Source organism: Myxococcales bacterium, assembly GCA_016712525.1.
Classification (GTDB): Bacteria; Myxococcota_A; Polyangia; order Polyangiales; family Polyangiaceae; genus JAAFHV01.
On record JADJQX010000007.1, the window covers coordinates 220,804 to 239,721 of the forward strand.

At 69.9% G+C, this 18,918-nt stretch carries 11 protein-coding genes and 1 tRNA gene; 6 read left to right on the forward strand and 6 right to left on the reverse strand.

The window, feature by feature from the left end; translation table 11 throughout:
* Positions 1-7: 7 nt before the first annotated feature.
* The 4 genes from IPK71_18100 to IPK71_18115 form a co-directional block, all read right to left on the reverse strand.
* Positions 8-3,493, reverse strand: a complete 3,486-nt coding sequence (locus IPK71_18100) for a hypothetical protein (GenBank protein ID MBK8215649.1) — start codon at positions 3,491-3,493, stop codon at positions 8-10.
* A gap of 10 nt (positions 3,494-3,503) precedes the next feature.
* Positions 3,504-5,291 (reverse strand): hypothetical protein, encoded by a 1,788-nt coding sequence (locus IPK71_18105; protein ID MBK8215650.1) that lies wholly within the window; start codon positions 5,289-5,291, stop codon positions 3,504-3,506.
* A gap of 161 nt (positions 5,292-5,452) precedes the next feature.
* Positions 5,453-5,536: transfer RNA gene (locus IPK71_18110), tRNA-Leu, on the reverse strand.
* Positions 5,537-5,681: 145 nt separating this feature from the next.
* Positions 5,682-6,878, reverse strand: a complete 1,197-nt coding sequence (locus tag IPK71_18115; GenBank protein ID MBK8215651.1) for a hypothetical protein — start codon at positions 6,876-6,878, stop codon at positions 5,682-5,684.
* Positions 6,879-7,130: 252 nt separating this feature from the next.
* Between IPK71_18115 and IPK71_18120 the strand changes: the two genes are divergently transcribed.
* A complete protein-coding gene (locus tag IPK71_18120) occupies positions 7,131-7,901 on the forward strand; it encodes an NAD-dependent protein deacetylase (protein ID MBK8215652.1) in 771 nt (256 codons plus the stop codon).
* Here the strand turns inward: IPK71_18120 and IPK71_18125 are convergent.
* Positions 7,895-9,331, reverse strand: coding sequence for a serine/threonine protein kinase (locus tag IPK71_18125; GenBank protein ID MBK8215653.1), 1,437 nt, complete (start codon positions 9,329-9,331; stop codon positions 7,895-7,897). The genes IPK71_18120 and IPK71_18125 overlap by 7 nt on opposite strands.
* Before the next feature lie 148 nt (positions 9,332-9,479).
* Between IPK71_18125 and polA the strand changes: the two genes are divergently transcribed.
* Together polA and IPK71_18135 are read left to right on the forward strand one after the other, a co-directional pair.
* Entirely contained in the window at positions 9,480-12,266 is a 2,787-nt protein-coding gene (gene polA, locus IPK71_18130; GenBank protein ID MBK8215654.1) for a DNA polymerase I, read from the forward strand.
* Between the two features lie 10 nt (positions 12,267-12,276).
* Positions 12,277-13,863, forward strand: coding sequence for a hypothetical protein (locus tag IPK71_18135; GenBank protein ID MBK8215655.1), 1,587 nt, complete (start codon positions 12,277-12,279; stop codon positions 13,861-13,863).
* Between the two features lie 31 nt (positions 13,864-13,894).
* Here the strand turns inward: IPK71_18135 and IPK71_18140 are convergent, their stop codons facing one another.
* On the reverse strand, positions 13,895-14,710 hold the full coding sequence (locus tag IPK71_18140) for a hypothetical protein (protein ID MBK8215656.1): 816 nt from the start codon (positions 14,708-14,710) through the stop codon (positions 13,895-13,897).
* A 123-nt stretch (positions 14,711-14,833) separates the two neighbouring features.
* Here IPK71_18140 and IPK71_18145 point away from each other — a divergent pair, with 123 nt between their 5' ends.
* From IPK71_18145 to IPK71_18155, 3 genes are read left to right on the forward strand one after another with little or no spacing between them, the layout of a single operon-like run.
* Positions 14,834-16,396 (forward strand): 4-alpha-glucanotransferase, encoded by a 1,563-nt coding sequence (locus IPK71_18145; GenBank protein ID MBK8215657.1) that lies wholly within the window; start codon positions 14,834-14,836, stop codon positions 16,394-16,396.
* 27 nt (positions 16,397-16,423) lie between these two features.
* A complete protein-coding gene (gene glgX, locus IPK71_18150; protein ID MBK8215658.1) occupies positions 16,424-18,646 on the forward strand; it encodes a glycogen debranching protein GlgX in 2,223 nt (740 codons plus the stop codon).
* Entirely contained in the window at positions 18,643-18,876 is a 234-nt protein-coding gene (locus IPK71_18155) for a hypothetical protein (protein MBK8215659.1), read from the forward strand. The genes glgX and IPK71_18155 overlap by 4 nt, the downstream gene beginning before the upstream one ends.
* Positions 18,877-18,918: the final 42 nt, after the last annotated feature.

Below are 18,918 nucleotides of genomic sequence, written 5' to 3' on the forward strand. Positions count from 1 at the left end.
ACGGCCGTCAGGGCGCCTGCCGCAGGAACGGGCACGATCCGTCGGCGAGGCAACCGTGGGTCCCGGGGTGGGTGAGGTAGTAGACGTCTCTCCCTCGGGTGGCGAAGAAGCGCGCGAGCAGCGCGTTGCCGTAGGTGGCGGTGTCGAACGCTTCGCACACGTCTCCGACGTTCCAGGTGTGAGCGCCGCCCGGGGAGAGGTAGTGCGAGAGCACGGCGCCGACCGGGGCCTCGGCCGTCCAGCCGCGGTCGTCGCTCGCGAAGGGCACACCTTGGAGGCGCGGCGCCCAGGCCGCGGCGAGGGACGCCGAGTCGCGCACCGAGGTCCCGAGCGCACGTCCGAGGCGTAGGGGGACGGCTGGGTGGGGCTGATCGATGCCCATTTTGCCTTCGGAGACCCAGTCGGCGTCGAAGAGGGCCGTGCGGCACGCCTCGGCGGACAGCTCGCCTTTTCCGGAGCACAGGTCGCTCTTCGGCTTGAAGTTGCCTTTGCACGCGGGTCCGGCCTGCGTCCGACCGAGCCGCGCGATGCCCTCGTTGACTCCCGTCTCGATCACGACCTGCATCGGCGTCTTTCGCCCGAGCGCGGCGTAGAGCGCCTCGGGAGTCACGAAGTCGGCGTACTCGCGGTAGCTCTCGAGGGCCTTCGGCGGCAAAAAGGGGAGGATGCCGGCGGCGCGCGCGAAGGTCATCCCTGCCGCGACCTGGACGAAATTGTCTCCCACGGTGTTCGTCGAGAGCACGGCGCGAGGGGGGGCGGGACGCTCGTTCTCGTCGAGGAGAGGCTTGCGGAAGTAGTAGGGCGCGAACGCGACGGGGTCGGCCGCGTCGACGCCGATCTGCGCGAGATCGCGGAGCCTGCGAAGCTCGGGCGACTGGCGCCGCAAGCCGAGGCCGTCGTTCGGCGCGACGAGGTCGGACCCGACGTCGAAGAAGCGGTCCCGGAACTGCGCACAACCGGCCTCGCCCGTGCAACGTGTGGCGTCACCGTCGGCAACCGGGAGGGGCTCGGAGATCGCGCGCTCGAACGTCGACACGCGTCGCCCGGGCTCGGGCTCGGCGACGAGCTCGCACGTCCCGTAGGAGGTGACCGCGTCGCGCTTTCGGTAGACCTGCACGTCGAGCCGGTCACCCTCGGTCGTGGGGACGGGAATACGGAAGCGGCCGTCCTTGCCTGCACGCGCGCACCTCCGCTCCTTCGAGCGCACGTTCGTCACGACCAGCGTCATGCCCTCGTCGAGCTCGTCGGCGCGTAGGCACGCTATCTCCATCTCGTAGCCGTCGAGGAAGTCGTTCACGTGGAGGCGCACGGAGCGCTCTCCGGCGGCGCACGTCGTACGACGGCGCTCGCGGCGCTGCTCTTTCCGCTCCTCGGCGGGCACCGCCACGACGAACGGGCCCATGACCTGGCCCATGACCGAGTCGACCACGCCGTACGAGCGAAACCCGACGTCCATGGCGATCGAGCCACCCCCCGAGATCGGCGCCGTCGCCGTGAGGAGCGGCTCGACCCCACCCTGGAGCTCCGCCATGATGCCGCCGAGCGACTCACCGGAGGCGTAGTAGGGCACCGTCGGCCCGCCCACGTCGGGCACACCGTCGCCGTCAAAATCCCCGGCAAGATTGGGTTTTCCGTCGCCGTCGAAATCTTGCGCCGAGCGCTTGACGCCGTCGAACGCGCGCAGCACCCGGAGGAACTGCATGCCGTCGAGGAGGCCCTGGCGCAAGTTGTCCCGCGTGTGGAAGATGTGGCTCGTCCACCACGTGGCGCCCGAGTCGGGGAGCCCGTCGCCCGTGACGTCGCGCGCGCGGCCCTTCTCGTACGCGGAGAGCCACGGCACGAGGCAGCTCTCGCGGAGCTTGGCGCCGGCCAAGATGCGCTGCTGCGGCGTGAGCACGGCGCCGTGCTCGGGGTTGTCGTAGGCGACGATGGCGATCCCCTGCCGCGCGAAATCCCCCGCGTAGAGGAGCACCTCGTCGGCGTGGCCCGTGACGCCGTGCCCCCAGAGCGACACCGGAAAGGGCTGCGCCATTCCGACCCCACGCTTCGGGACGACGATGTAGAACGGCACGTCGTCGCGCGTGACGGTCGCCTCGCCCGTGCGAAAGTTCGCGTCGAAGCGGGTGTCGGGGTCCTTGGAGCGCGGGTCGCCCATGAGGTACGGCGACGCGAAGCTGCCCACGACGAAGTGGTCGATGAAGCGGTAGCCATCCATGATGGCCTTCACCTGGCCCTTGTCGAACCCGAAGAGCTCCGAGAACAAGAGCTCGAACGTGGCGCGCACGTCGGGGTCGTTCGGCCGTATCACGTAGGGGGCCTTCGCGCGGGCCTTGCACGCGTCGTTCTGGGTTTGCCACCCCGGGACGTCCTCGGGCCGCTCGGAGAGGCCCCCGGCGGGGAAGATGGTGGCGTCGGGTGGGAACGCGGTCGCGAAGCGCGAAAAGATGCCCTTCCCGTAGAGCCCGTTGCGGAGGAGGTGCATGTCCTCGGCGACGGGCTGGGTGGTGAACGACCACACGAACGCCACGTGGTCGAGGCCCGAGCCCGAGATGTCGCCGTAGTACCGGGCGAGGCGCGGGTCCGTGAGCACATCGCCGACGCGCGACACCATCGCGCGCTGCTGGGGGTGGTGGATCGCCTCGAACGGGGACGAGACGGGCTTCGCGTTTTGCCCTCGTAGCCTGTCGGTCAGCACCACGGCGTACTCGTGGCGCTCGTCGAGCGGGACGAGCGGGCGCAACACGAGCGTGTCGGTCTCGCGCTCGTAGAACCCGAGCACGTCGTCGACCTTCGGCACACCCGATGCGCGGCGCTCTCCGCCACGCACACCCGGCGTCGCGAGGGTGTTCGGGTGATCGAGCACGCCGTCGAAGTCGAGGTCGAGCGCCGGCGTGTAGGCCGCTTGGCCGAGGCCTTCTCCCTCTTCCACCGTCTCGAAGACGAGGTTCGGCTCGTCGACCTTCGGGTCGTTCGGGAAGTACTTGAAGGGGTCGCGCACGGTGAGCGGGTACGCGCCGGAGCCCGCGTCGAGGAAGACCGGGACGCCCGTCGTCAAGTCTACCAAGTAGACGGGATCGTTCGTGAAATCGTGATCGGGGTCCTGCATGCGGCGCGCGAGGTCGTCGACGTCGATGGCCGGCAGGCGAGGGTCGTCCGTGGGGGTGCGTGCAAACTGCACGGAGATGGGCGACGAGAGGCCGAAGCCCTCGAGCGTCGCGAAGTCGCGTCGCGCGCGCGACTCCATCGCCGTGGGCGCGATCAAGCTCACGTTGATGCGTCGTCCGGTTCGGCTCGTCGGATCGGCGAAGGTCGCGTAGTCGTTCGGGAGCGGGATCGCGGGCAGGGGCCTTCGCGTCGGGTCGAAGACCACGGTCGGCCCCCCGCGCACGGGGGAAGGGCCGAGCCGCTCGGGCACCGTATCCATGGAGCACGCGACGCTCGACGCGAGCGCACCGAACGCGACGAGCGTCGTGATGGCGAAGGTCTTCGACATGGCGGCTCCTTCAGAAGTAGAGGCCCGCGCGGGTGATCGTGACCCAGGGGGTCTTGAGGCGTGCTCCCATCGCGTCGGCGAGCGCGTCCCCCGGGAAGAGGATCCCGGCCTGCATACCGAGCGCGAGCGTCATGTCGAACGAGAGGCCCTTGCGCCACTCGACGCCGGCGTCGAGCTCGAGGCCGTAGTCCTTCGCCCTCGGGTTGCCGCCGCGCGCGTTCACGTAGCTGCCGCTCGTCGCCGTGCGGTACGGATCGACGACGTCGGCCGTGGACTGCGCGAGCAGCATGCCGGCCTTGACGTCGAAGCTCGGGTGCGGCCGGTAGACGAAGGTCGGGTTCACGTAGGTCGCGCCGAACACGCCTCCGTTCGTGGGGATGCGGTCGGAGCCGGGGGTCGGGCGCTCCCCGTTCGAGAGGAGCGGATCGCGCGCCGCCGTGGAGGCGCGCGCCGTCTGGAAGCGCAAGACCTCGTCGAAGAGTACGAGGCCGATGCGGTGGTTGCCGTCGAAGACGAAGCGCTTCTGGGTGCCGTCGTAGGGGTCGGCGTCGCCCGAGGCGTACCCGACCTCCACCTGCGCGACGAGATCGCCGAAGAAGCCCCTCTCGCCGGGCGCTTTGGCCGCGGCGCCTTCGGGCACGCGGGCTCGGTGCGCGATGCCGACGATCGCCGCGCCGCCGTAGCTCCGGAGGGTGGTCTTCTCGTCGTCGCGGGCCTGGTCTTGTGTGCGGATCGCGTTCGTCGTCCCCAAGATCACGGCGCCTTCGGCCGCACCGAACACGGTCGCGTCGGTGCCGGGGACGGGCGCCGCGAACTTCGCGAAGAGGTCGACGGCCGCCGCGTCGATGGCGTCGGTGTAGGTGGAGAAGGGCGCGCTCGTGCGGTCGGTCCGCTGGCGCCGGAGGGTGCTGAACACACCCACTTGGTTCTGCCCGCGCTCCCAGTAGGCGGCGAGGACGCCCTGAAACGCCTGGTCACCGCGCGAAAGCTTCGCGTTCTGGTCGCGGAAGACGAGATCCCCCGCGAGCGCGATGACGAAGTCGGAGCTCTCTCCTCCGGGCTTCGTGGCGAAGAGGATACGCTCGCTGATGGAGCCGTAGCGGTAGTCTCCGAAGAGGGTCGGGTGGTTTCCGTCGTTCGCGAGGATGCCCATGCCCCAGTGGTTCGGCTGCTGCCCGACGCGGACGATGCCGATGGGGAGCTTCGCCTCGGCGTAGAGCCAACGAAGCTGGACGTTCTTGAAGCCGTCGTACTCGTCGCGCGGCGTGTCGTCGGCCGAGACACCGCGCGTGAGCTGGCCCATCACGACGCCGGTCAGGAGGTCGAACTGGGAGACGAGCTTGAGCTTGTCGGTCACGACGAGCCGAGGATCGAGGCGCAGCCAGTGCGAGACGAAGTGGTTCTGGCCGGTCGAGTCCTCGAGGAGGCCCGGGCGCTCGTCGATGGCGCTCGCGGTGGGCACCATGAGCACGCTGCGCTGCGCTTGGTAGCGGAGCTGATACTCGCCGTGCATGTCGAAGAAGACGACCTTCGGCTCCGGCGTGCGCCTTCGGACTTTGCCGGTCGTCAGCACGAGGTCGGGCAGGTTCTCGGGGACCTTGGGCTCGACCTCGTCGTCGAACCGGGTCGCGAGAGGGGCCTCGTGCGGCTCGTCCGCGTGCGCGACACGCGGGCCGTGCTCGGCTGCCGAGGCGCGTGGCTCGGCGACGCAAACGAGGGCGAGCGAGAGGCCCGCGAGGGTAACGGCGCGGGAAGGGCGCGAAAAAGTCGAGGAGAGACCGAGCGTGAGCGTCGTCATGGGGAGGTCCGAGGGGCCCGGCGAGCATAGTCGAACGGGCCCCCGAAGGTGCCGCAAACCCGCTCCCCCTCGGGCCTCGGGCTCGACGCAAAAGAGTGCCCGTGGACCCTTGTAAGTACTGGAATGGACTATGGTTTATTCTGGCTTTGTCACGCACACGGTAGCCCCTGTCGGACTCGAACCGACACGCCCTTCCGGGCTAGGGATTTTAAATCCCCTGCGTATACCGATTTCGCCAAGGGGCCGGCGCGCCGAGTCTAAGGCGACGGCCACGATTCCGAAACAGGCAACGCGGCGGTTTCGGGCCGAGACCCGGATCCCGCGACCTTTCGTCTCTCCGGCGCCCGCGCCCGTCGGGCTGTCGCTCGCTCGACGCCTCGGCGAAGACGGTCAGCGCTGCGGGGCTTCGAGCGCCGGAGGGAAGCTCTTGTCGTACGCGAACCCTAGGCCCAGAAAAAGGATCGGGAGCAGCGTGTCTCCGACCGAGGTCGCCGTGAGATCGAGCCGTGGGTCGAGCCGAAAACGGCCGGCGATCGGGATCGTGAAGCCGATCGAGCCTCCGAACGCGCCCCCTCCGCCGACGCCTCGTCCGACGGAGCGGCCGCCCGCGAGCGCGCTCAGGGTGAAGGCGGTCTTCTCGGGGTGAGTGAAGAACCCGATGCGTGCGGCTCCCAGCACGGTCGCCGCCCCGTCGATACTTCCTACGTCGAAGGTGGCCCCCGCCACGATGACCTTCGCGAAGCGCACGAGGGCGTCCCCTCCGAGCGTGAACCCGCTCGCCGAGGTGTCGTCGAGGGACGACGAGAGCCGCCCGAGGTAGCCTCCGTGTGCCCCCAGGACGAAGCCCGTGCTCGACGTCGGTGGCGCCGGCGGAGGGGAAGGCGGAGGCGAAGGCAGCGCCTGGGGGTAGGGCGGTCCGTAGGGCGCAGGAGCCGGATACGGGGCGTACGGTGGCGGCGCGGGCGCGTAGGGCACGGCGAGCGGAGGGGCAGGCGAGCGTCGGGCGACGAGCGCGAGCCCCACGGTGCGCGACTCCTTCTCTTGGACCACGACCGCAAGGCGCGCGGGCTCGAACCCGTCGGCCGTGGCCTCGACGACGGTCGTACCCGGATCGACGGGGCGGGCCACCCCGACGAGCTCGAGCGGGATGCGCACTCCGTTGACGACGAGCTGAAACGCGAGAAGACCCTCGGGGCGCGGGGAGACGTCGATCCGGAGCGACGGAATGCGCGCGCGGAGGGCGGGGAGGTCCTGTTCGGCGCGCCGTTTGGCCTCGACGAACACGTCGGGGGCGCCCGGGGCGAGGGAAACGCGCTTCAAGGTCTCGTACGTCTCCGCGGCCTCGACGAGCTTGCCCGTGAGGGCTTGGCACTCGGCGATGTGCAGCAGGTGGGTGGGCGCGTCGTAGAGCTTCTGCGCCTTGGAGAAGAGCACCAGGGCCTCGGCATGGCGCCCGGCGTCCTGAGCCTTCACACCCTCTTGAAAGAGGCTCCGGGCGGCCGCTTTGCGCTCGGCCTCGGAGAGCTCGGTGGCCTCGGCGTGCGCGCTGCGCGTCGGCGCGAACATAGACGCCAGGGCAGCGGCCACGAGACCCACCGCGCCCCATGGCGTCGACGCTCTCCCCAGTCTCCGTCGCTCGGTCGGCATGGGCCCGGCTACCACACTACACGAGAGCGCCGACCCCGTTCACTTCGATGGGGGCGCGCGGTGGCCGCCGACGGTCGTTCGTTTCTCCTCGCCGAGCGGTAGTCTGGGGGAGTGAACGACGACGGCCCGATCGGTGAAGCGGTCTCTCTCCTTTCGGGCGCCCGCGCGCTCGTGGTGGCGGCGGGGGCGGGCATGGGGGTCGACTCGGGGCTCCCCGATTTTCGCGGCGACGAGGGCTTCTGGCGTGCCTATCCGGCGTACGGGCATCTCGGGCTCTCGTTCGTCGATCTCGCGAACCCCCGCTGGTTCTTGACGGATCCCGACCTCGCCTGGGGGTTCTACGGGCATCGCCTCGCCCTCTACCGGCGCACGGTCCCTCACTCCGGGTTCGCGCGACTGCGCGAGATCGCCTCTCGGCTCCGGCACGGGGCGTTCGTGCTCACCTCGAACGTCGACGGGCAGTTCCAACGAGCGGGCTTCGACGAGAGCCGCGTCGTCGAGTGCCACGGGAGCATCCATCACGTGCAATGTACACGTGAATGCGGACGACCCCTCGCCTCGGCCGACGGGCTCGAGATCGAGGTCGATCCCGCGACGTTCCGCGCGACGTCCCCCCTTCCGCGCTGTGTCTGCGGCGCCCTGCTTCGGCCCGCGATCCTCATGTTCGGCGACGGCGCGTGGGACGACTCCCGCTCGAGCGCGCAGGATCTTCGGCTCGACGCGTGGCTCGCCGGGCTCGACGTGGCCGCGTCCGAGCTGGTCGTCGTCGAGTGTGGCGCGGGCACCCACGTCCCCACGGTGCGGGCCTTCTCCGAAAGGCTCGTGCGCGCGACCGGAGGGAGCCTCGTGCGCATCAACGCACGCGAGCCCGAGGTCCCTCGCGGCGCTCACGTCGGTCTCGCGATGAAGGCGCGCGACGCCCTCGAGGCCATCGCCGAAGGCCTCGCGCGCCTGGGTCAGTAGCCGGCGTTGTGGTGATCGCTCGGCGGCTTCGCGGGGGGCGGAGGCGGAGGCGGCGGGGTCGTCGGTTGGGGGGGCGGAGGAGCCGCGCCCGACGGCTTGGTGGCGGGCTCGGGCTTGCCGGGCTTGCCAGGTGTAACTACTGGTTTTGTAACGGCTTTTCCGCCTTTTTCAGGAACGACGGCGGCGACCGCGGGGGCGGACGCGGTCGGCAGTTGCTCGATGGAGGGGAGCGGCGCCGTCGGCGCTTGGGTCGTGTGCGACTCGGGGGGAGGGGGCGACGCCGAGATGGCCGCGGCGGTGGTACCCTTCGATCCGCCCTTCAGCGCCAGCGCTCCCCCGACGACTCCGGCGAGGACGACGACGCCGACGAGCGCGCCGACGATGAGGCCTCGCGAGCCGCCCGAACGACGTGTGCCCTCGTCGACCGCGTTGGCCGTGAAAGGTGCGGCGGTGCCCTGCGAGCCGAGCATGGCGGTGGGCGCGACGGGGAGGGGAGGATCGACCTGGGTCGGGAGGATCGGGACGCCCGAGGTCGTGGGTCCGCGCCCGCGGACGGTGATGCCAGCGGCGTACGAGAGCGCGTCGGTGGCCTCGCCGATGGTGGAGAACCGCCGCGAGGGCTCGCGCTCGAGGCACCTCGCGAACCACGCGTCGAACGCGGGGGGGAGGCCGGGGAGCGCGTGCGAGGGGACGGGCACCGGGGACGTGCAGATCTTGACGAGCAAGTCGCCGACCGACTCGCCCTCGAACGGGAGATGGCCCGTCACGGCGCGATAGGCGATGACCCCGACCGACCACACGTCCGTGCGGTGGTCGACGTTGCGGAGCCCGCGTGCCTGCTCCGGCGACATGTAGTACGGCGTGCCCAGCACGGCCCCCGTCTTGGTGCTCGACGTGAGGCCCGGCGAGCCGTCGGCGCCGCTCTGAATCTTCGCGATGCCGAAGTCGAGCACCTTGGCGAGCTCGTCGTCCTCGTCGTGGACGAGGAAGATGTTCTCGGGCTTGAGGTCTCGGTGGACGATGCCCTTCTCGTGCGCTTGGCCGAGGGCGCGGCCGACCTGCTGGAGGATGCGCGCCGTGTCTTGGAGGGGGAGCCGCCCGAGCCGTTGGATGCGCTTGTCGAGCGGTTCGCCCGAGAGCATCTCCATGACGATGTAGGGCTTGCCGTCGTCCGTGACGCCGTGGTCGAAGATCTGGATGGCGTGCTTCGACTGAATGCTCGCTGCGGCCTTCGCTTCACGATCGAACCGTGAACGCGCCTCCCCGTTGTCGGCGTAGTCGGCCTCGATGAACTTGATGGCGACACGCGTGCCGAGCGACGCGTGCCTCCCCTCCCAGACCGAGCCCATCCCTCCCTGCCCGATGCGGCGGACGAGCTGGTATTTGCCTGCGACGAGCGAGGAGGAGGTGGGGGGGAGCGTCTGGTTCATGGGGACGTAGGGTAAGGGTGACCCTGCGGATGCAAGGGGCGCGCCCGAAGCCCTCTCCCTGGAGGGTAGCCGGCGACATGGGCCGAGTAAAGGAACGCCACCCGAAGACGTGTGGGCGGGCGAGGGGATCTCCGCTATAGCGCCGTCCGTGAGCGCAGCCCTGCCGCCTCCGGGCGATCCCAAGACCCTCTACCTCGTGGACCTCTCGGGGTACGTCTTCCGGGCCTACCACGCGATCGCGCCGCTCTCGTCGTCCAAGGGCGAAGTGACCCACGCGGTCATGGGCACCGTCAACATGCTCCAGAAGGTCGTCAACGACCGCAAACCCGCGCTCTTCGCCGTGGCGATGGACTCGCGCACCCCGAGCTTCCGCAAGTCGCTCGATCCCCGGTACAAGGCGACGAGGCCGCCCCCGCCCCCCGACCTCGTGTCGCAGATGGTGCGATGTCGCGAAGTGGTCGACGCCTACGCGATCCCGGTCTTCCAGGAAGACGGGCTCGAGGCCGACGATCTCATCGCCGCGGTCACGAGCCGAGCCCTCGAGGACGGGCTCGTCGTCGTCGTCGTCAGCGCCGACAAGGACCTCATGCAGCTCGTACGGGACCATGACTCCCGTGTCGTGCTTTGGGACTCGATGCGCGATCGGGTCTACGGGCCTGCGGAGGTCGCGCAGAAGTTCGGGGTCCCGCCGAGCAAGCTCCGCGACCTCCTCGCTCTCACCGGGGACTCGAGCGACAACGTCCCGGGTGTTCCGAGCGTCGGGCCGAAGACCGCGGCCGATCTCTTGAACCAGTTCGGGACTCTCGATGCGATCTACACGCACCTCGCGGACGTGAAGCGCCCGAAGCTCCGCGAGGCGCTCGCGGCCAACGAGGCCGACGCGCGCCTCTCGCGGACGCTCGTGACGCTGAAGGCGGACGCCGAAATCTCCTGGGATCCCCAAGCTTTGGCCTATGGCGGGGCCGACGTCCCGCGGCTCCGTGCCCTCTTCGCCGAGCTCGAGTTCACGCGCCTCCGCGACATGCTCGACCAGGCGAACGGCGAGAGGCCCGCGCCCTCGCCCGCGCGACAGGGCCGCGACGGGGAGCCCAACGTCGCCGCCCCGAAGGCCCCGCCCCGCCCCGCCCCGTCGGCCCTCGTGCGCACGCAGGCGACCCTCCTCGAGGCTCGTGCGCTCTCGGCGCTGGTCGACCGAGCCCGCGCGAAGGGGCGCCTCGGCGTGGCGGTGCTCACGGCGGGGAGCGACGACCCGATGCGCGCGTCGCTCGTCGGCGTCTCGCTCGCCGTCGAAGAGGGCGAGGGGCACTACCTGCCGCTCGCGCACCGAACCCTGGGCGCCCCCGCGCAAATCGCGCTCGCGGACGTCGTGAAGATCCTCGGCCCCGTGCTCTCCGACCCGAACGTCGTCAAGGACGCGGCGAGCGGTCGGTTCGTGGAGCACGTGCTCGAGCGTCACGGCATGCCGCTCGGAGGTCGGGTGTTCGACCCGCTGCTCGCGAGCTACGTTCTCGATCCCGAGAGCCCGCACGCGCTCGTCGACCTCGCGACCCGCGAGCTCGGTGTGACCCTCGTGGCCCCGCAGACAGGCGCCAAAAAGAAGGAGCGCCGAGAGCTCGACGAGACCGACGTCGAGTCGGTGCTCGCGTACGGGGGCCTCCTCGGAGACGTCACCCTCTCGCTCGCGCGGCTGCTCGAGGTCCGGGTCGCGCAGGAGGGCCTCGCGAAGCTCCTCGACGACGTGGAGCTGCCGCTCGCGCGGGTCCTCGTGAAGCTTGAGCGCGAAGGCGTGCGGATCGACGTGGCGCGCCTCGAGGCCGTCGGCGAGCGCATGGTCCACGAGCTCGCCGCGCTCGAGATCAAGGCGAAGGAGCTCGTCGGGCACGACTTCTCGCTGAGGTCGCGCGATCAGCTCGAGGCCATCCTCTTCGACGAGCTCGGGCTGCCCGTCGTGAAGCGGACCCCGAAGGGCGGCAGGAGCACGGACGCGGCCGTCCTCGACGAGCTGTCCGACAAACACCCACTGCCCGCCGTGATCGTCGAGCACCGCGAGCTCGACAAGCTGAAGGGCACGTACGTCGAGGCGCTCCCGCGCGTCGTGAACCCGGAGACCGGGCGGATCCACACACGCTTCGAGCAGACCGTGGCGGCCACGGGGAGGCTCTCGTCCGTCGATCCGAACCTCCAGAACATCCCGATCCGGAGCGCCGTCGGGCGCGAGATCCGAGGGTGCTTCGTCGCGAAGGAGGGCCACGCGATCGTGTCGGCCGACTACTCGCAGATCGAGCTCCGCCTCCTCGCGCACCTCTCGGACGATCCCATGCTGGCGCGCGCCTTCGCGAGCGGCGAGGACGTGCACGCGTTCACGGCCTCGCAGGTGTTCGACGTGCCCCTCGCCGACGTCACGAAGGACATGCGCCGCAAGGCGAAGGCCATCAATTTCGGCGTGATCTACGGCATGGGCGAGTCCGCGCTCGGCAAGCAGCTCGGCATCCCTCGCGCCGAGGCCGCGCGCTTCATCGAGGCGTACTTCGCGAGGTACGTAGGTGTGCGTGTCTTCCTCGAGAAGACCGTCGCCGACGCGAAGCGGGGCGAGGCGGTCCACACCATCCTCGGCCGTCGGCGCTTCTTGCCGAACCTCCACTCGGCGAACCGTGGCCTTCGGTTCGAGGCCGAGCGCATCGCCAAAAATACGCCCATCCAGGGCTCCGCGGCCGACGTCATGAAGCTCGCGATGCTCGCCCTCGACCGCGAGCCCGTGTCCCCCGGGGCGCGCATGCTGCTCACCGTGCACGACGAGATCGTGTTCGAGGTCCCCCACGGCGAGGTCGACCTCGCGTGCCGTCGCGCGAAGGCCACCATGGAGGGCGTGATTTCGCTCCGCGTGCCGCTCGTCGTCGACGCGTCCTCGGGCCCCGATTGGGCGTCGGCGCACTGAGATGGGCGGCGTGAGCGCGTTCGTCGACAAGCTCGCCTCCGGGCCCCCTCGCGTCGTCGCCGCGCGGCTCGGGCTCGTGCTCTTCGTGCTCTCGGCGTTCCCGCTGCTGCTCGTCGAGGTCCCGCCGTACCAAGATCTCCCGAACCACCTCGCGTCCATCCACGTGGTCGAGCACGCCGACAAGTACCCCGAGTTCGTCTTCAACGGGCATTTCAAGACGAACGGCGCGCTCTTCGCGTGGCTCCACCTCGTGGGGAAGCTCACGGGGAGCTTCGTCGCGGCGAAGCTCTTCGCGGCCCTCACGCTCGCTACGGCCGCGTTCGTGCTCCCTTGGGCGGTGTGCGTGCTCACGGGCGACGCGCGACGCTCGGTGATGGCGTCCCTCTTCGCGTGGCCGCTCGTCCACAACTGGTTCGTGTCGATGGGCATGCTCGACTACGCCCTCGGCGTCCCGTTGTCGCTCGCGCTGCTCGCGCTCGCGAAGCGCCAGCTCGAAGGCCCTACCGTTCGGCGTGGCCTCGGGATGGCGGTGCTCGGCGCGGCGACCTGGTACGCGCACGGGTTCGCGCTCTTGATCGCGTACATGCTCGTGACGATCGAGCTCCTGCGCCACGGCAAGGCCGGCGTCGTGAGGGGCCTCCGCGCCCTCGTCTTGCCGTTGTCCCCCGCGGCGCTGCTCGTGGTCGCTTCGGTGCTGCTCCACCTCTTCGAGCCGAAGGGCACGATGAACGGCCACGTCGACATCTTCAAGGCGCTGCCGGTCTGGGAGCTCCTCTACAACGCGTGGGCCGAGTGGCTCTGGGCGTTCACGCGGCTCGAGTTCATGACGCTCGTGCCCACCGTGGTGCTCGCGATCTACGCCTTTCGCCACCGCGAGGACGACGTGCCGTTCTTCTCGAAGTGGGCGGGGCTCGTGCTCGTCGTCGTGTACCTGGTGACGCCCTACGCGGCGACCAACTGGTTTCATGTAAACTCGCGATTTTTGGCGTATTTTTGGTTCTTTGCCCTGCTGCGGGTCCCTCCGCGCTTGCCTCGCGGGCTCGTCGCGCTCGGGCTCGTCGGGGCGGTCGTGAACGCGGGCGCGATGGCCGTCGACTACGTGCGGCTCGAGCGGGATCGTCGCGACTTCATCGCCGGGATCTCGGCGGTGCCCGAGGGCGCTCGCCTCCTGCCGCTGCTCTTCCGGGCGAAGGGCGTGAGCGAGAACTCGCGGAGCCTCCTCCACGCGTGGGGCTTCTACGTCATCGCCAAGGACACGAGCGCCCCGCTCCTCTTCGCGCACTCGCGGAGCTTCCCGGTCATGTACAGGGAGCCTCCTCCGGACAGGTTCAATCACCTCGTGCTCGAGGGGTTCGCGCCGGGGATGAAGTCGGCCGCGCACATGTGCGCCTTCCTCCACGAGAACAACCTCGAGCCCGACGACTGCCGCCGGGAGTACCGCGAGCGCTGGGACGAGATGTGGCGCGAGGCGCTCCCTCGGTTCGATCACGTGCTGCTCTGGGAGGCCTCGGACGACGTGCGCGCCAGCGTCCCTGCGGAGTACCGTCCGGTGCTCGAGCGCGGCAAGCTCGTGGTGCTCGAGCGGCGGGCCCCGTAGTCGCGCCGGCTTCGTTCGTCCCTCGTCGCCTTCAGCGCGGGCGGACGCGAAGGTCGACGCGCCGACCGATCGCGAGGGCGAAGAAGGCCAGTCCCTCGCTCCCGGTGTAGCTCCCGCCGATCGCGAACACGTCCCCGTGCAGGCCGTCGTGGACCGTGTCGGGCGAGATCGTGGCCACGAGGTGGAGCTTGGTCACGCGCCCGCGCGCCGTGAAGGAGCGGCCCCGAACGAGGGCGAGCGTGCGCCGGATCCCTTCGGCGAGCGCCGGGCTGGGGGATCCCACGACCTCGCTCGACTGGAGCTTGCCGGTCTCGTCGAGGGTGAGCACCAGGGTGGCCTCTCCGCCGGGGCCGATGGGGACGGTGGCCCACTGCGGATCGGCGCTCGCCGCTTGGGGGAACCCTCGTGTGACCGCCGTGGCGAGGTCGACCGCCGAACGATCGCCCGCCGCGCCGTAGACCGCCGGGCCTTCTCCGCCTTCGCCCCCGTGGGCGCTCCCTTGGGGTGTGTCTCGCGCCCCGGCGTGCCCACCGGCCGTCTTCGGTGGCGCGTCTCCTTCGGTGCTCGGGGTGTGCGCCGCGCGGGCCGGCGGTCCATTCGGGCGCGGCGGCTCGGGCGCTCCGGGGCTCGGTCCGTTCGGCGCCGCGGGGAGGTCGTCGGACTCGGCGTTCGGCGCCGGAATCTCGAACGAGTCGCCCTCGAGGCCACGCGGCTCGGGGAGCGTGGATTCTTCGGTCGGGGCTTGCACGAGAGCCGCCGGTCGGGGCAGAAAGAAGGCCCCGAGCGCGGCCCCGTGGGCGGCGATCGAGAGGGTGAGGGCCGCGGCCTTGGCGAAGGGGCGTTGCACGACCGGGACAGTGTCCCACGAATCGCGAAGGTTCCCGAGCCGAGCCTCCGTTGCGTCGCACCTCACGAAAGAGGCACGTTTTGCTTGCGGGGGCGCGCGCTCGGTGCCATGAGAGGGGCCAAAATGAGCACGTCTTCGCGCACCGCGGGTGTCACCGTATCCTTGTCCGCCCTTCGCACGGGCGACGACTGGGGCGTAGGCCAGGTCTCGGCCCTCGTCCCGTTCGCCAAGCTCGTCGCGGGCGCGGGTTTTTCGCTCGTCCAGATCCTCCCGGCGTACGAGCTCTCCGCCGGCGAGACGAGCCCCTACGGCGCGCGCACGGCCTTCGGGATCGACCCGCTCTACGTGACCGTCGAGCGCATCCCCGAGCTCGACGAGGGCGCGCTCGCCGCGTTCCTCTCGCCCGAGGTCAAGGCCGAGATCCTCCGCCTCCGGTCCCTCGAGCGAGTCGACTTCACGGCCACACGCGCGTTGAAAGAGCGGGCCCTCGGCGTGGCGTTCTCTCGCTTCGTCGACCGCGAGCTCTCGCGAAAGACGGCTCGCGCCGCGGAGTTCGGGGCGTTCGTCGCGCGCGCTCGGTGGGCTCGTGAGCTCGCTCTCTACGTGGCCCTCCGCGACTCCCACGCGGGCTACGGGTGGTCGACCTGGCCCGAGGCCGAGCGGGACCACACGCCCGACGTCACGCGCCACGCCGACTCCCCCGACCTCGAGACGCCCCTCGGCCGCGCCGTGCTCGAGCACCTCTATCGGCAGTTCTTGCTCGAGGGCGAGTGGAAGGCCGCCCGCGCCGAGCTCGCGAAGCTCGGGGTCGAGCTCATGGGCGACCTGCCGTTCGTGGTGGGCTCGGAGAGCGCCGACGTCTGGGCGAACCGCGCCGACTTCCGCCTCGACGTGTCTCTCGGGGCGCCCCCGGACGCCTTCTCGGCCGACGGCCAGGACTGGGGCCTCCCCGCGTACGACTTCGCCTCGCTCGACGCGAAGAATCTTCAATGGATTCGAGAACGTACGACACACGCGGCCACCCTCTACGATCGCTTCCGGCTCGACCACGCCATCGGGTACTTCCGTCAGTGGGTGAAGCCGCACGGCGAGAAGGGGCGCTTCATTCCCGATGCCGAGCCCGCGCAGAAGGCCCGTGGCGAGAAGGTGCTCTCCGCCATCGTCGAGGCGGCCCACCCCGCGAAGGTCATCGCCGAGGACCTCGGGGTCATCCCCGATTTCGCGCGAGAGAGCCTGCTCGCCCTCAAGATCCCGGGCTACCGCGTGCTCCCCTGGGATCGCGCCGACGGCGTGTATGCGCGGCCCGAGGCCATCCCCGAGATGAGCGTCGCGTCGTGGAGCACCCACGACACGGCGCCGATCACCTCCTGGTGGGACGAGCTCGAGACCTGGGAGCGTGACGCGCTCGTGAAAAACTGGAACATCGGCACGTGGGGGAGCGAGGACGAGCGGAACCTTTTGCTCCTCGGCGCGCTCTTCTCGGCGCGTTCGGAGCTGTCGCTCGTGCTCGTGCAAGAGATCCTCTTCGACAAGACCCGGGTGAACACTCCGGGCGTCGTCGGGCCCGAGAACTGGACGTACAAGCTCCCCCGCACGGTCGAGGAGCTCGCCGCGTGCCCCGACACGGCGGCTCGTTTCGCGCGCATCCGCGCCCTCGTCGAGGCGAGCGGTCGCGGTCGATCGTGAGAGAAAGGTCGAAGGCCACGGCGTAGGATGAAGGCCTCCATGCCGTACGTGCTACGCCCCGGAAAGCCCCACCCCCTCGGCGCGACCCCGGACGCGACGGGCGTAAACTTCGCGATCTTCAGCGAGCACGCGACGGGCGTCGATCTTTGCCTCTTCGACGAGGCCGGAGGCGAGACCCGAATCCCGCTCCGCGAACGCACCATGCACGTGTTCCACGGCCGGATCGAGGGGCTCCGCCCGGGCCAGAAGTACGGCTACCGGGTCTTCGGCCCCTACGAGCCCAAGGCCGGCCACAGGTTCAACCCGAAGAAGCTCTTGGTCGACCCGTACGCGCGTGCGGTGTGGGGCGCGTGCGACACAACGAAGCCCGTGTTCGGCTACGCACGTGAGGCCGGGAAGGACGACCTTACCCCGAGCCTCGAGGACAGCGCGGCGTTCGTGCCGAGGTCGGTCGTGGTCGACGTGAGCGCGTTCGACTGGGAGGGGGACACTCGCCCCGACGTCCCTTGGGCGGACACGGTCCTCTACGAGGCGCACGTGAAGGGGCTCACCATGCTCCACCCCGACGTGCCTCGCGAGCTCCGTGGCACGTACGAAGGGCTCGCGCACGACGCGATGCTCGATCACCTCGAGTCGCTCGGGGTCACGACGGTCGAGCTCCTCCCCGTGCACGCCCACGCCGACGAGCCCTTCATCGCGTCGCGCGGGCTCACGAACTACTGGGGCTACTCGACGCTCGCGTTCTTCGCCGTGTCGCCCCGCTTCGCGCGCGTCCCGGGCCGCGAGGTCGACGAGTTTCGAGCCATGGTGAAGCGGCTCCACGCGCGCGGCATCGAGGTCGTGCTCGACGTCGTCTACAACCACACGTGCGAGGGCGACGAGCTCGGGCCGACCTTGTCCCTGCGCGGGGTCGACAACGCGACCTACTACCGGCTCCGCCGCGAAAACCTGAGGAAATACGAGGACTTCACCGGGTGCGGCAACAGCCTCGACATGCAGAGCCCGCAGGCGCTCAAGCTCGTCATGGACAGCCTTCGGTACTTCGTGACCGAGATGCACGTCGACGGTTTTCGATTCGATCTCGCGTCGACGCTCGCGCGTGAAGCGGGCTCGGTCGACAAGATGAGCGGCTTCTTCGACATCATCCACCAGGACCCGGTGCTCTCGCAGTGCAAGCTCATCGCCGAGCCGTGGGATCTCGGCGAAGGGGGATACCAGGTCGGGAACTTTCCCATCTTGTGGACCGAGTGGAACGGGCGCTTCCGCGACACCGTCCGCAGGTTCTGGACCGGGGACGGGCGGCAGGTCCCCGACATGGGCTACAGGCTCACGGGCTCGAGCGATCTCTACGAGGACGACGGACGCCACCCGCAGGCGAGCATCAACTTCGTGACGGCGCACGACGGGTTCACGCTGCGTGATCTCGTGAGCTACGAGAAGAAGCACAACCTCGCGAACCTCGAGGACAACCGCGACGGCTCCGACGACAACGCGGCGTGGAACTGCGGCGTCGAGGGAGAGACCTCCGATCCCGAGATCCTGGAGCTCCGCGCGCGCCAGACACGAAACCTCTTCTTGACGCTCGTCTTCTCGCTCGGCGTGCCCATGATCACCGCCGGCGACGAGGTCGCGAAGGAGCAGGGCGGCAACAACAACCCCTACGCGCAAGACAACGCGATCTCGTTGGTCGACTGGACGCCCACCGAGCGGCACGAGCACCAGCTCGCGTTCTGCCGACACGTGCTCGAGCTGCGCAGGAGCCACCCCGTCTTTCGGCGTCGGCGCTTCTTGCAGGGAGCGGCCCGCGGACTTGCGCAAGCCCAAGACATCGCCTGGCTCCGCTTCGACGGAGAGGAGATGGGACCCGACGACTGGCAGAGGGCAGGGCGACCCGGGCCCGAGGCCGCGAAGATCGCGTGGCTCCTCGCGGGGGACGCCCTCTTCACGCTCGACGAGGCCGGTGCGCCCGTGCAGGACGAGTCGTTCTTGGTCGTGCTGTCGGCGTCTCGGGAGCCGTCGACGTTCACCTTCCCGAGCCGAGAGTGGGGCGAGCTCTGGACGCTCGTCGTCGACACGTCGGTGCCCGGCGAGCCCGAGCCCTACGTCGCGCTCCCGGGGGACGTCGTGCCCCTCTTGCCTTGCCACGCCGTCGTCTATCGGCGAAAGTCGAAGGAGCGGGGCTCGTATCGGCCTCTGCGCGCGTCGTCGGTGCCGTCGATCGCGCCGCCTTCGAAAGGGGACCTCCCATGACCGCCACACGCGACGATTTGGTCGAGCGAATCGAGGTCGCCCTCGTCGATTGGAAGGCGGTCGCGAGGCCGAGTGAGCTCGCCGAGCTCGCCGAGCTCCTCCTCGACGCCAAAGAGGCCAAGACCGACGAAGAGCTGCGCGCGCTCGACACCCAGTTTCGGGGGCTCGAGGCGTTCATCGCCTCGCGCAAGACGAGCTCGGCGGGCTTCACCGCGCCGAAAAAGGCATAAAGAACCGCGAGATGCGGGTGAGCACCTCGCGGCGCACCGCAC

Excerpts from the sequence above, each read along its gene's own strand:
- IPK71_18120 (MBK8215652.1), top strand. The coding sequence starts at position 7,131 with ATGGGGGTCGACTCGGGGCTCCCCGATTTTCGCGGCGACGAGGGCTTC.
- glgX (MBK8215658.1), top strand. The coding sequence starts at position 16,424 with ATGAAGGCCTCCATGCCGTACGTGCTACGCCCCGGAAAGCCCCACCCC.
- IPK71_18125 (MBK8215653.1), bottom strand. The coding sequence starts at position 9,331 with ATGAACCAGACGCTCCCCCCCACCTCCTCCTCGCTCGTCGCAGGCAAA.
- IPK71_18105 (MBK8215650.1), bottom strand. The coding sequence starts at position 5,291 with ATGACGACGCTCACGCTCGGTCTCTCCTCGACTTTTTCGCGCCCTTCC.
- IPK71_18145 (MBK8215657.1), top strand. The coding sequence starts at position 14,834 with ATGAGCACGTCTTCGCGCACCGCGGGTGTCACCGTATCCTTGTCCGCC.
- IPK71_18100 (MBK8215649.1), bottom strand. The coding sequence starts at position 3,493 with ATGTCGAAGACCTTCGCCATCACGACGCTCGTCGCGTTCGGTGCGCTC.
- IPK71_18155 (MBK8215659.1), top strand. The coding sequence starts at position 18,643 with ATGACCGCCACACGCGACGATTTGGTCGAGCGAATCGAGGTCGCCCTC.